A 13,123-nucleotide genomic window follows, 5' to 3' on the forward strand; every position below is an offset into this window, starting at 1 on the left:
GGATCACAATTGGCCGGACATGGGCCAGCTACTCCAGTGGGTGTTCGGCGGCAGCGTCGGCGGGTAATACGTCGGGTCGGCGGCAGCAAGCACCTGCGCCACCTCACCGGACCAGAAGCGCGCGGCGGCGCGGCGGCTCGTGGACCACGCCACCGGCCCACCGGTGGGTCACCTGCGGAGATGACCCGTCCGGCTGCCGCCCGTCGCTCAGCGATGCCAGCGCAGAGGGCCGGGGCGTACGGACCAGAGCAGCCGGCGCAAGCGGGGACGGGACGCCCGCAACTCGGTCACGTAGGCGCTCGCGGCGGCGGCAGCCCGGTCGGCTTGTTCCACCGTCGCGGTGCCGGGCGCGAAGGCGACCTGGTTGAGCAGGGCGGCCAGCTCGTCGATCCGAGCGTCCCGGCCGGCGGTAGGGTGGGCCGCCGTCGCGTCGGCGAGGGCGCGGTGGGCCTGGGCGGCGACCTCGGTGGCGGCCAGGTCGTCGCCGACCGGCCGGCCGGCCAGCCGCAGCGCGTCGGTGACCTCCCGCCAGGCGCCGGCGATGCGCTGGCCGGGGTCGCCCCGCCCCAGCCGCGCCCGGGTCTGCGCGCGGCGCATCAGCAGCAGGACGAGCAGGGCGGCCACCACCAGCAGCAGGGTGCCGCCCGTGCCGCCGCCGACGAGCAGCGCCGTCGACGGCCTGCCGTCGGCCGGTGCGCCCGGCGCGGCCACGGGCTCCGGCGGCTGCGTGGGTTCGACGGTGGGTTGCGGCACCTCGGACGGGGGCGGCTCCTCGGGCGTCGGGCGGAAGTCCTCCTCGACCGGGCGCGGCTCCTCGTCGGGCCGGGGCAGCGGGTCGAACGGCACCCAGCCGAGCCCGTCGAAGAGGACCTCCGGCCAGGCGTACGCGTCGCCGGCCCGGACGGGGCCGTCGCCGGTGGAGCGGAAGCCGACCACCACCCGGGTCGGTAGCCCGGCCAGCCGGCCCAGCACGGCGAACGCCGCGGCGAACTGCTCGGAGGTGCCGCGCTGGCCGCCGGCGTTGCGCGGTCCGAAGAGGAAGAAGTTCAGGTTCGGGTACGCGTGCCCGCTCGGGGCGTCGGCGACCAGGCGGTAGTGCTCGGCGAGGAACTGCTCCACGGCGGCGGCCCGGGCGTACGGGGCGCCGTTGGACTCGGCGAGCTGGGCGGCGAGGCGGCGCAGCGGGTCGGGTACCCCGTCGGCGACGCGCAGCACCCGGGCCACCTCGTCGCCGGCCGGCACGTCCGCCGTGCTCAGCAGGTTGTGGTCCGGCGTCTCCACGGCCGAGGTCACGGTGTAACGCAGGCCGGGCGTGAGTCCCTCGGGCCGGATCAGTGTCCCGGTCGCCGGGTCGTACGCCACCCGTGCCCCGGTCACCTCGCGCGGGGTGGCGACGGCGGGCAGCAGTCGCCCAGTCAGGTCGGCGACGGTGATCTCCTGGCGTACGGTCCGCACGGTGCTGTCCGGGGCGGGCACGGTCGCCGGCAGGATCCGTCCCGCGTTGCGGTACGTGGCGCCGACCCGCCAGGTCACCCCGTCGTAGTCGCTGAGCACGGCCAGCCGGATCGGCGCCGGGCGGCCGGCGGCCTGCGGCCCGGCCTCCGGGTCGGGGGTCGGCGCCGGGGTGGGCGCGCCCGGCCGGTCGGTACGCACGTCGAGCAGCTTCTGCCCGGGGTTGAGCGCCCAGCCGGAGATGCGGATGAGCGGGCTCTCGTCGAGCGCCTCCACCTGCGGTGGCTCGACGTAGCGGCGGGGGTCCACCGGCCGGCCGTCGACCTGGCCGGCGAGGGCCGGGCCGAGCAGGGCGGCCAGCGCGACGACCACGGCCAGCCCGGCGGCGGAGGCGGCGGCGAGCCGGGCCCGGACGGCGGCGCGGACCGCCGGCGTCAGCCCGGCGGTCGGGTCACCGCCGGCCGTGACCGGGCCGGCCGGCGGGACCGCCAGGCCGAGGGCCGCCACGGCCACGAAGGCCAGCGTGGGCCCGATCGCCGGGTCGGCGTTCGGGCCGACGACGTAGAGCGCGGCGGCGTAGAGCAGCACCGCCGGCAGGTAGCCGAGCAGCACCCGGCCCGCCCGCAGCGCCACCTCCGCGCCGGCGAGCCCGGCCAGCCAGGCGGCGACCAGCGGCACCAGCACCGTGTCCGGGGTCGGCTCGACCGGGATCATCGCCGTCAGCAGCCGGGGGATGCCGTTCGCGGCGGCGTCGGCGGTGACGTCGGCGAGACCGCCGGGCAGCTCGGCCCGGGTCGCGGTGAGCCGCAGCGACCAGGCCGTCCAGCCGGCCATCGCGGTCACCGAGACCGGCGCGACCAGCCACGAGGGCAGCCGGCGGCTCGCCACACTGACCAGCACCGAACCCACCGCGGCCCCGAGCACCAGCCGGGTCAGCAGCGGGCCGGCGTAGACCCGGCCGAGCACCGCGCCGGCCAGACCGATCATCGCGATCAGCGCCAGCGGCACCGGGGCCGCGCGCAGCGCCCGTCCCAGCGCCCGCCTCGCCCCGCCGCCGGCGGTTCTGTCGCCGACACCGGTTCCGCCGGTGCCGGGCCCGCCACCCGAGGCCGCCCCGACTGCGCTGCCGATCCCCGCCGGCCCGCCGGCTCCCGGCCCCGCCGGCCCGCCGGCTCCCGGCCCCGCCGGCCCGCCGGCTCCCGGCCCTGCCGCGGCGCCGGCCGCCGTCACCACCGGCGCACCCCGTCCCACTCGGCGGCGAAACCGGCCCCGTCCGGGACGTCGACCACGACCAGGCCGGCCGTGCCCGACGGCGCCGGCTCCGCCGCCCCGAAAATCCCCACCACCACCGACGGGTACGCGGCGCGCAGCGCGCCCACCGCACCCAGGTCGCCCCGGCCGCCCGGACCGGTGAGGAAGACCAGCGTGTCGCCGAGCCGCTCCCGCCGCAGCCGGGCGGTGGCGGGCTGGATGACGTCGTCGTCGGCGGCGAGCCGTGCCGCGGCCAGCCGGTCCAGCGGCGCACTGTCGAGCGCGACGGCGTCGCTTGCCGAGTCCGGCCCGGACGGCTCCGGGGCGACCATCAGCAGCACCACCGGCAGGTCCTCGCGGTACGCGGCGGTCACCACCGAGGCGGCGGCCTCGCACGCCGACTCGAACGACTCGGCCACCCCGTCCACCCGCTCCGGGTGGGCGGCGGCCCGGTTGTCCAGCAGCACCACGATCCGGGGCAGACTGGTGTCCACGTTCTCCCGCACCATCAGCTCGCCGACGCGGGCGCTCGTGCGCCAGTGCACCCGGCGCAGCTCGTCGCCGACCACGTACTCGCGCAGCGAGTCGAAGGTGATCGACCCGTGCGGCACCTTGTCCACCCGGCCGTCCAGGCTGCGTCCCGCCCCGGTCGGCACCGCGTTCAGCGGGTGGATCCGCGGGTGCACCCAGACCGGCACCGTGCCGCCGTAGGGGCGGGCCAGCGCCACCAGGCCCAGCGGGTCGCGCCGGGTCACCCGCAGCGGCCCGACCGGCACCACCCCACGGCGGAAGGTCGGCACGTCGTAGCGGACCGTGGTGTCCCGGCCCGGGCGCAGCCGCAGCAGCGGCACCGGGACCACCCGGTCGCCGCACCGGTCCTCGGCCACCAGGCTCGCCGCGCGCAGCCGGCCGGCGTTGCGCACGGTCAGCGTGATCGCGGCTGGCTCGCCCCGTGCCACCCGGTCCGGGTCGGCGCTGCGGGTCACCTCCAGCCGGGGCCGCCAGGCCGCCGTCGCCACGGCGTAGCCCACGGCGGTGCCGGCAGCCGCGCCGAGCAGCGTCAGCTCGGGGTACGCGAAGCGGAAGCCGACGCCGAGCAGCACGACGGCGGCGACGAGCAGCCCGACACCTCGGGCGGTGAGCGCGGACACCGGCGTGGCCGGTCAGCCCTGGACCGGGGCCGGCTGGCCCGAGGGGAGCGGCACCGGCACCGAGGCCACCGCCTGACGCAGCACCTCGGCGGCGGTCACCCCGCGCACCTGCGCGTCCGGGGTGAGCAGCAGCCGGTGCGCGAAGACCGGCTCCGCCAGCGCCTTCAGGTCCTCCGGCATGATCCAGCCGCGCCCGTCGATAAGCGCGTACGCGCACGCCGCCCGGGTCAGCGCGATCACGCCCCGGGGGCTGACCCCGACGCGCACCTGCGGGTGGGTGCGGGTGGCTGCGGCGAGTCGCACCGCGTACGTGTAGAGCGGCTCGGCGATGTGGACCCGGCGGGCCATGCGGACCATTTCCCCGACGGTGGCGGTGTCGGTGACCGCGGTGAGTGCCTCGGGGGAGCGGACCGTCGCCCCGCGCAGCACCTCCACCTCGACCGCCTCGTCGGGGTAGCCGACGGAGAGCTTGACCAGGAACCGGTCGAGCTGGGCCTCGGGCAGCCGGTAGGTGCCGTCCATCTCCACCGGGTTCTGGGTGGCCACCACCAGGAACGGCTGCGGCACCGGGTGCCGGACGCCGTCCACGGTGACGGTGCGCTCCTCCATCACCTCCAGCAGCGCCGACTGCGTCTTCGGCGACGCCCGGTTGATCTCGTCGGCGATGACGATGTTGGCGAACACCGGCCCCGGATGGAACTCGAAGCCCCGGGTGGCCTGGTTGAAGATGGTCACCCCGGACACGTCCGACGGGAGCAGGTCCGGGGTGAACTGGATGCGCCGCCACTGCCCCTTCACGGTGGCGGCGATGGCGCGGGCCAGGGTGGTCTTGCCGACCCCGGGCACGTCCTCCAGCAGCACGTGCCCCTGGGCGAAGAGCGCCGTCAGCGCCAGCCGGACCACCTGCGGCTTGCCCAGCACCACCGCGTTGACGTTCTCGGCCAGCCGGGCGGCGAGGGCGGCGAAGCCCTGCACCTCCGGCTGGGTGAGCGGTTCCTGGGGGGTCACGTCGGTGGTGCTCCTTGCCTGGGTGGGTCAGCAGGTGGGCAGGACGTTGATGTTGTCGCCGCCCTCGAGGTTGAGCCAGGCCCACGGGATGTAGTTGCGCCCGGAGTACTCGACCTGCACCCACCAGGTGCTCTGCTTCTGGTTGTTGTAGATCCAGGAGTCGACGTTCTCGCCGGCCTTCTTGCAGTACGCCTTCAGCCGGGTGCCGGGCTTCGCCCAGCCGACCTGCCGGTCGTTGTCCTGCCGGGTGACCGAGAAGACCTCGTTGCCGTTGCGGCCGTCGACGTCGGAGTCGCAGTACGTCCGCTGGGCGCCGTCCGGGCCGTTGTTGCAGGTCGCGATCCCGTAGAGGGCGTCGGTGGCCTGGGCGCGGGTGGCCGTGCCCTTTCCGGCGGCGTTGCTCGCGGTCACGGTGAAGGTGTACTTCGTGCCGGGCGTCAGGCCCGTCATCGTGATGCCGGAGCAGTTCCCGGTCTTCGCCGGCTCGCCGGGCGTGCTCAGCGTGCAGGTCGCCCTGCCGCCGCCGGCGTCCACGGTGAACGTCACCGTCGCCGAGGTGGCGGTCGCCGACGAGCCGGTCACGGTGATGCGGGGCTCGGCCACCGTCCGGGCGGTGGCGGTGGCCTCCGGACCGGGGCCGGCCTCGTTGACCGCCTTCACCTTCACGGTGACGTTCTGGCCGTTGCCCAGCCCGTCGACGGTGGCCCGGGTGTCGGTCACCTCGCTGCTGCGTCCGCCCACGTCGAGCAGGTACTTCGTCACGGGGCGGCCGTTCGCCTCCGCCGGCGACCACTGCACCGCGACGGTGCCCGGCCGGTCGGCCACCGTGGTGGCCCGCAGCTCGGCGGGGCGGCCCGGCGCCGCGTACGGCACGACGGTGTTGCTCACCGGGGAGGCCGCCGAGCCGGCGCCCCGGTCGTTGACGGCGACGACGGTGAACGCGTACTGCGTGCCGTACTCCAGCTCGCCGGCCGGCACCACCAGCTCGGTCTTGCGGGACTCGCCGGCCGGGGCGTTGGTGCCCGCCGAGGTCGCCGTGACCACGTACTTCGCGATGGTGTTGCCCTGCCCGTTCGCCGCCGGCCAGCGCACCAGCACCGTGCCGTCCGGCCGCTCCTGGGCGGTGACGCTGGCCGGCGGGTCGGGCACCGCGGCGGTCGGCGTCACCGGGTTGCTGGTCCGCGCCGGGCCGTCGCCCTTGGCGTTGACCGCGTGCACCGAGAACCGGTACGTCTCGCCGTTGGTCAGGCCCTTGATCTCCACGGCCCGTTGGTTGGCGCCCACCTGCACCCGCTGGCCGGCGCCCTCCACCACGTACCTGGTGATCTCCGCGCCGTTGGCCGGGGCCGGCCGCCAGCTCACCCGGGCCTGCGCGTTGCCGGCGGCGGCGGTGACGCTGCGCGGCGCGCCGGGCTTGCCGACCTTCGGCTTCTTCGGCGGGGGCGGCGGCGGGGGAGTGGGCGGCGGGTCGCCGCCGAGCACGTCGTTGGCGTACTTGTCGACCTCGCGCACCTGGTGCCGGTCGTCCACCACCCGGGCGGTCGCCGAGTCGGGGGCGTTGATGAACAGGTGGTTCTCCCGCACCTCCAGCTCCAGCGGCCCCGTCCCCCGGCTGCGGATGGTGTCGACCAGTCGGCCGCCCGCGTCGAAGGCGTAGACGGTGCCCGACGCCTCGTCGGCGCAGTAGAACCGGCCGGCCCACGCCACGGCGGGGCTGAGCCGGTCGCCGGCGCCCGGCACGGTGAACGCGCTGACCTCGCCGTCGTCGCCGACCACGTGCACCCGCCGCTCGCCGGGCACCGTCACGGGCACCGTCGGCCCGCTGGTCCGCGCCGGCAACGCGCCGGGAGCGCTCATCGTCAGCGGCGTCGATCGCAGCTTGCCCCGCTGCACGGTGACCAGCGTGCCGGCCGTGCGGTCGAGCACCGCGACGCCGTCGTCCAGGGTGGAGACGACCAGCTCGTGGCTGGCGTCGGCGACGTCGTACGTCTCGACCTGCTTCGGGCTGAGGCCGCCCCCGGCGGGGGCCGAGGCGGGCGCGGAGGGCAGCGCGGCGGCGGTGATCGCCGAGACGGTGCCCTCGCTGGGCACCGCGATCCAGAGTCGGCCCTCGCCGTCGAAGGAACCGCCGGTGATGCCCGGCGGGTAGCGCACCGGCTCGCCGACCGGCGTCAGGGACCGCGGGTCGAGCTGCCGGACGATGCCCTGCACGGCGTCGACGACGAACGCCGCGTCCTCGTGCAGGGCGACGTTGACCCCGAGGCCCGGGGTGGTGCGGGTGGTCGCGGTGATCTGCAGGGTGGCCAGGTCGAGCGAGCTGACCTGACCGGTGTTCAGGTCCCGCAGGATCAGCAGCCGGTCGGTCTGGGTGACCTGCATCGGGTGTCGGCGGGCGCCCGGGATGCCGACCCGGGTGTCGACGCGCGCGGTGACCCCGTTGACCCGGGCCAGCTCGCTGCGCGCGGTGCTCCACAGCCAGGAACTCGCGTCGTGGCTCGCCACCGCGTTGTCCGCCGCGCCGAGACCGAGGACCGTCAGCCCCATGGCGGCCAGCAGCGCGGCCACCGTGCCGATGGTGACCAGCCCGCCCCGCATGCGGCGGGAGCGGGGGCGCGGGGTGCCGGCGTCCACGGCGTCGTCGATGCTGGCCACTACCGGCTGCCTCCCGTGTGTCCTGGCAGGTGGCGCCTCGTCCGGCGACCGTCCTCTGAGCCGGGTGCCATCATATGGCCCGGCCGGGGGCGGGGGAACCCGCAGTGTCCCGCCGTCAACACCCAGCGTGCGCACCTGCACGCCGGACGTCTCAGGTCGCCGGGGTGCTGTTCTCCCGCTCGGTGCAGACCTGGCCGGACGTGGCGAACGAGTCCGTCGAGTAGACCGCGAGCACCGTGAAGCAGTAGTCCACCCGCGAGTTCAGCCCGTTGACCGTGTAGCTGGTCTGGCCCGGGTCCACCGTGGCCAGCACGCCGAGCTTCTGCCCGGCCCGGCCGCCGGCGACCATGAACGGCACCGCGCTGCCCGTCGGGTCCGTCCAGGTCAGGGTGATCGTCGCCGAGTCGTCCCGCAGCCTCAGGCCGCCCGGCGGCGGGCGGGTCGCGCTCGGGGCGGCCCCCGTGGCCGTCGCCGCCACCGGCGAGGCGGGCCCCGACGGCGGCGCGGCCTCCCGGCTGAGCAGCAGCACGCCCACCCCGACGAGCGCCGCGAGCGCCAGGACCGTGACCACCACGGCGACGATCATCGCTGTCCGGTTGCGGCCGTGCTCCTCGGGCTCCCCGATCATCGGGTACGCCGGCGGTGGGCCGAGGGGCCCCTGCTGGAACGCCTCGGGCGCGTCGGGCCGAGGCACCTCCCGCATGGGGAACGTCTCGATGTCGGGGTACGCCGGCGTCTGGTCGCGGCCCTCCTGCTCGTCCGCGACGTCCCGGTCGTAGGCGCCGACGTGGTCGTGCCTGTCGCCGGTGGCGGTCGGGTCGTTCGGCGCCTGCGGGGGAGCCGTGCTGCTCCACTGCGGCGCGGTCGTGCTCCAGAGCGGCGTGGGCACCCCGCTGACCGGCTGCGCGTACTGCGCCGGCCCGCTCACGGGGTACCCCGGCGGCCCGCTGACGGGCGGGTACCCGGGCGGCCCGCTGACGGGCTGCGGTGGGGCGCTGACCGGTACGGACGGTGGCGGCGGGAGCACCGGCGCCGCGCTGGCCCGGGGCGGGGGCGCGCTGACCGGGCGGGTGGGCCCGGGGGGCGCGCTGGCCGTTGACGTCGGTGGTGCGCTGACGGGCGGCGCGGACGGTGTGCTGACCGGCGTGGCTGGCGCGGGCGTGTGCGGCGCCGGTGCGGCGTGCGGTGCCGCAGCCGGGGAGGCGGCCAACGACGGCGTCTCCGGCGGTGCGGGGCTCGCCGGCGCGCGGGTGTCCGCGCCCGGCTGCGGCGTGCCGCCGGCGCGGGCGATCTCCTCGGCGAGCAGGGGCCCGATCTGCCGTACCTGGATCGTCGGCCTGTCCCACCCGGAATCGGACGGCGGCGGCCGTTCCTGCGTCTCCGGCCGGGCCGGATCAGCCGCCGCTGGCGCGGGCGGCTCCGCCAGGTCGGGGGCGGCGGACGATGCCGCGTGTCGCGGGGCCGGTACGGCCGGCGGCACGGGTGGGTTCGACACCGCTGGCGCGGCCGGCGGTGCCGCGTGTCGCGGGGCTGGCGCAGCGGGCGGCCCGTCGCCCGTCGCCACGGCGGGGAACGACGACACGGGAGACTCCACCGCGGGCGTGGCCGACGGCGGGACGGCCCTGCCCGTCGCGGCGGGCGCGGCCGTGCCCTGCGCCGCCGGCGGGGCAGGGCGGGGCGGGCTCTGCGGGGCGGGCGCCAACGGGTCCCGGTTCGCGGGCGGTTCGGCCGGCGCGGGCGCCCACGGAGACCTCGGCGGCGTCGGCGCGGCCGTGGCGCCCGGTCGCTGCGCGGGCACCACCGGAGGTGGTGGCACGGGCGCCGGCGGGACCTGCGGTGCTCGCGCGGCCGCGGTGGTCGACGGCTGCGGCGGCGCGGATACGGCGGCGTGGTGCGGTACAGCGGGCGCGCTCCGCGGTGCCGGCACCACCGGCGGCGGGGGGATCTGCTGCGCCGGAGCGCCGTGGTCCACCTGCCCGGCCCCGGCGGCGTGCGGCGGGGCGGCCTGGCCGGTCCCGCCCATGGGCGGCGGGGTCGGTGGGGCGGGCGGCGCCGGGATCTGGGCGCGCCCGGAATGCGGCGGGGTGGGCACCGTGGGTGGGGCGGGCGGAGCCCACGCGGTGTCAGGCGGGGTCGGCACCGTGGGAGGCGGCGGCACCTGGGTGGCCTGCGGCGGGGCCGGGTACGCCGGGGCGGCGGACGGCGGGTACGGGGGCCCGGCGGTATGCGGCGGCACCGGCGCGGCGGGGGTGGCCCGCGACGGGACGGCGGGCGGAGGCGGAATGGTCGGCGGGGCCGCCACAGCGGGTGGCGCCGGCGGGCCGCTCGCGACGTGCGGTGGTGCCGGCTGCGCGGTCGAGGGCCGAGAGGGCTGGGCGGCAGCGGCCGGCTCGTGCGGTCGCCAGGCGGTGGACAGGGCCGCCAGGGACATCGTCGGCTCGGAGAGCGCCGACAGGTCCGGCAGCTCGCTCGGCTGGGGGGCGGGAGCGGCGTCGCCGAAATACTGCCGGGCCGTGGTTACCGCCGGGTGGTCGGCACCGAGCACGGCGGGCCCCAGGGTGGCGACGCGCGTGTAGTTGCGGCGAGCCTCGTGCCGATTGCCCAGTTCGTGTGCCACGGCGGCCAGCTCGAAGGAGAGCGCCAGCATCAGCGGGTCGGCGTGCGGCCAGCGGCGCTCGCCGGCGGCGAACGCCTCCTCCAGCACCCGGCGGGCGGCCCCCGGATCGTCCGCCTCGCGGTGCAGACGGGCCAGCAGGTGCGCGGTGCTCAGCACATCCGGGTGATCCGCGCCGTACGGCGGCCGGGCGGACTCGACGGCGTCGGTGAGCAGCCGACGGGCGGTGGTGAGATCGCCCGCGGCGCGCAGGGCGAGGGCCTGGTGCTGAACGGCGGCCAGGGGAGAGGGATGGGACACGTGGCCATGCTGCCGGGTAAGGGTGGCCGAACGCTACCCGGGCCGCCGCTTACCGCCGGCTGGAATTGAGCGGCGGACCCCGTCCCACCTGCGCCGGCCCACCTGGCGGAAGCCGATGTGCATGATCCACCCGGGGCGTGTACAGTAACTCCCCGTGCGGCCCGCCGGGGCCGGCCGACGAGTGAGTTGATCACCTCGGTCGACGCGGTAGGCTGGACGAGCAAGTCCGGGTGGCGGAATGGCAGACGCGCTAGCTTGAGGTGCTAGTGCCCGTATAGGGCGTGGGGGTTCAAGTCCCCCCTCGGACACAAACTTGCGGCACCCGTGCCGTCTCCGACGTACTGGTGGTCAAGCGTCCTTGACCACATGAACCTGATCTTCGCGACCACGTGCGCTGGCCATGTGTTGGCTGAGGGTGGTGGTCGCTGTGGCTGAGCCCTCGGTGGCTTCCGTCGTCCCTCCGGTCCTGCTTCCGGACCAGGCCAGGTCTGCCCGGACCGGTGCTGACCGCCCGCTGCGTCGGGCGCCCCTGCCGATGCCGGCACTTCCGCAGCAGCGCATCGAAGCGAGGATGTATCGCCTGGCTTCGGTGGATAGCAGTGGACGGATTCGTGATCGGTCGATCATCGGAGCAATGGGCTGGGAACCCGGTGCCCGTCTGGACATCCGGCAAGGTGGAGGCGTCATCGTCGTGCGCCGCGACCCCCAGGGAGTCTTCACTGTCACCGGCCAGGGGCACCTGTTGCTGCCGCCTGCGGTGCGGCGCTGGTGCGGCCTCGCAGCGGGCGAGCGCGTCCTACTATCCGCGGACCCCGCCGCGAAACTGCTCGTGGTGTACCCGCCGATTGCCTTGGACGAGATGGTCGCCCAGGCCGAGCGCGCGGTGCTGGGTGGTGATCCGGCATGAGCGCGGGCACGGCGGGCAAAGCGGAACTGGAGGCTGCCCGGCTGCTGCTGTCGCGGATGGGCATCTCCCCAACGGACCTGCTAGCAGCGTCGTCGGACCGTCCGCCGGCACCGACGTTCGCCGAGTACGTGCCGGTCGTGGCGGCTGCCGTCACCGCGGGCACGCGGCGCGCGTACGGCTCGTACTGGAAGCGCGTGGTCGAGCAGTGGGGCGCGAGGCGCATTGACGAGCCGACGCCGTCGGAGATCGAGCGGTTCGCGGAGTACGTCAAGACGCATGTCGTGGCCCGGCGTAACGCCCGGGGTGGGCGCAGTGCGGCGGAGCATCTGATCGCGTCGTTGCGCTGCCTGTACCGGCGGTCGGTCGCCGACGGGCTTCTGTCAGAGGCGGACAACCCTGCGTTGAAGGTGGCGAAGCCGCGGCGGTTGCCGAGCACCCGGCGGGCGTTGGCGGACACTCGCTTGGCGGAGATCAACGAGGTCGCGGCGAGCACGGGTGACGATCCGGCGTTGGACAGCTTGCTGCTACGGCTGCATACCGAGACGGCATGCCGTCGGGGTGGGGCGTTGGCGTTGCGTCCGGTCGACCTGGACCCCGATCAGTGTCTGATTCTGCTGCGGGAGAAGGGTGAGACGGTGCGGTGGCAGCCGGTGTCGCCGACGCTCATGCGGTACCTGCAGCGGCACGCCGAGCAGCGGCACGCGACGGAGGAGGGGCCGTTGTTCCGGTACCGCAGCGGGCAGCCGATCACCTATCGACGGTACGACCATCTGTGGGTGCGTATCGGTGAGCACCTGCCCTGGGTGCAGGCGCAGCAGATCAGCACTCACTGGCTAAGAGGGCATCTGATTCGTGTAGTGGCTGTTTCATGTTCGGCCGTTGCGGTGGTGGGGTTGGTTCGTTGGTCGCGGCGTGGGCGTGCAGCGGCGTGGGTATCGGTCGGACTTGTCGGATGAGCGGTGGGCGTTGATCGAGCCGGTGCTGACAGCGTGGCGGACGGCGCGGGTGGGCCTGGGGATCAGCCGGCCGGTGCATGACCTGCGGGAGATCGTCAACGCGATCCTGTACGTGGCCAGAACGGGTATCGCCTGGGAGTACCTACCGCATGACTTTCCGCCGACGAAGACGGTGTACGACTACTACGCCAAGTGGGAAGCGGACGGGACCACGCAGCGGATCCACGATCTGCTGCGGGAGGGGGTTCGGGTCGCTCGCGGCCGCCGCGAGAGCCCGTCGGCGGTGGTCCTGGACTCGCAGAGCGTGAAGACTTCCAGCAACGTCGGCGAGGACAGCCAGGGCATCGACGCGGCGAAGAAGATCAAGGGACGCAAGCGGCACATCGCCACCGACACCCTCGGACTGCTCCTCGCCGTGATCGTCACCGCTGCGTCGGTGCAGGACTCCACCGCCGGCCGGCAGCTGCTCACCAGCGTGTCCGCGGACCATCCGACCGTGGTCAAGGCGTGGGTCGACGGTGGCTACAACACCACCGTACGGGCGCACGGCGCCCGGCTGGGAATCGACGTCGAGCGGGTGCCCCGTCCTGCCGGGAAGGGCTTCCACGTCCAGCCCCGGCGGTGGGTCGTGGAACGGACCTTCGGTTGGCTGATGCAGTACCGGCGGCTCGTGCGTGACTACGAGACCCTGCCCCAACGCACCCGGGCGATGATCCATTGGGCGATGGCTAACACAATGAGATGCTTCTATAGCTGTCAAGTGGTGCTGGTGGCTGAATGGGCGCCGTTCAGGGTCCGGAAGAGTTGCCGGCTGATGTAGCGCTTGAGGCTG

The 13,123-nt window shown here is 75.4% G+C and carries 9 protein-coding genes, 1 tRNA gene and 1 pseudogene; 4 read left to right on the forward strand and 7 right to left on the reverse strand.

Annotated elements, in window-relative coordinates; translation table 11 throughout:
- Positions 1–3 precede the first annotated feature (3 nt).
- The 7 genes and pseudogenes from ACGF7U_RS07880 to ACGF7U_RS07910 all read right to left on the reverse strand — a co-directional run.
- Positions 4–153, reverse strand: coding sequence for a DUF7003 family protein (locus ACGF7U_RS07880; RefSeq protein ID WP_393104097.1), 150 nt, complete (start codon positions 151–153; stop codon positions 4–6).
- Between the two features lie 54 nt (positions 154–207).
- Positions 208–2,583, reverse strand: a complete 2,376-nt coding sequence (locus ACGF7U_RS07885) for a transglutaminaseTgpA domain-containing protein (RefSeq protein ID WP_393104183.1) — start codon at positions 2,581–2,583, stop codon at positions 208–210.
- Between the two features lie 95 nt (positions 2,584–2,678).
- Positions 2,679–3,854, reverse strand: a complete 1,176-nt coding sequence (locus ACGF7U_RS07890) for a DUF58 domain-containing protein (protein WP_393104099.1) — start codon at positions 3,852–3,854, stop codon at positions 2,679–2,681.
- Positions 3,855–3,866: 12 nt separating this feature from the next.
- Positions 3,867–4,862: an AAA family ATPase gene (locus tag ACGF7U_RS07895; protein ID WP_393104101.1), complete on the reverse strand. Its 996-nt coding sequence runs from the start codon at positions 4,860–4,862 to the stop codon at positions 3,867–3,869.
- A gap of 27 nt (positions 4,863–4,889) precedes the next feature.
- A complete protein-coding gene (locus tag ACGF7U_RS07900; protein WP_393104103.1) occupies positions 4,890–7,514 on the reverse strand; it encodes a fibronectin type III domain-containing protein in 2,625 nt (874 codons plus the stop codon).
- 151 nt (positions 7,515–7,665) lie between these two features.
- Positions 7,666–8,442, reverse strand: a complete 777-nt coding sequence (locus ACGF7U_RS07905; protein ID WP_393104185.1) for a fibronectin type III domain-containing protein — start codon at positions 8,440–8,442, stop codon at positions 7,666–7,668.
- Between the two features lie 1,812 nt (positions 8,443–10,254).
- A pseudogene (locus ACGF7U_RS07910) lies at positions 10,255–10,428 on the reverse strand (tetratricopeptide repeat protein); the annotation flags it as partial.
- A 224-nt stretch (positions 10,429–10,652) separates the two neighbouring features.
- Here ACGF7U_RS07910 and ACGF7U_RS07915 point away from each other — a divergent pair.
- The 4 genes from ACGF7U_RS07915 (at position 10,653) to ACGF7U_RS07930 (ending at position 13,111) form a co-directional block, all read left to right on the forward strand.
- Positions 10,653–10,736 (forward strand) — tRNA-Leu (locus ACGF7U_RS07915).
- A gap of 326 nt (positions 10,737–11,062) precedes the next feature.
- Complete coding sequence (locus ACGF7U_RS07920) at positions 11,063–11,335, forward strand: AbrB/MazE/SpoVT family DNA-binding domain-containing protein (protein WP_393104105.1); 273 nt, start codon at positions 11,063–11,065, stop codon at positions 11,333–11,335.
- Entirely contained in the window at positions 11,332–12,291 is a 960-nt protein-coding gene (locus ACGF7U_RS07925) for a tyrosine-type recombinase/integrase (protein ID WP_393104107.1), read from the forward strand. Before ACGF7U_RS07920 ends, ACGF7U_RS07925 begins: the two co-directional genes overlap by 4 nt.
- Positions 12,254–13,111, forward strand: coding sequence for an IS5 family transposase (locus tag ACGF7U_RS07930; RefSeq protein ID WP_393104187.1), 858 nt, complete (start codon positions 12,254–12,256; stop codon positions 13,109–13,111). The genes ACGF7U_RS07925 and ACGF7U_RS07930 overlap by 38 nt, the downstream gene beginning before the upstream one ends.
- Positions 13,112–13,123 lie beyond the last annotated feature (12 nt).

Origin of the sequence: Micromonospora sp. NPDC047670 (assembly GCF_043204915.1) — a bacterium.
Lineage (GTDB): Bacteria > Actinomycetota > Actinomycetes > Mycobacteriales > Micromonosporaceae > Micromonospora.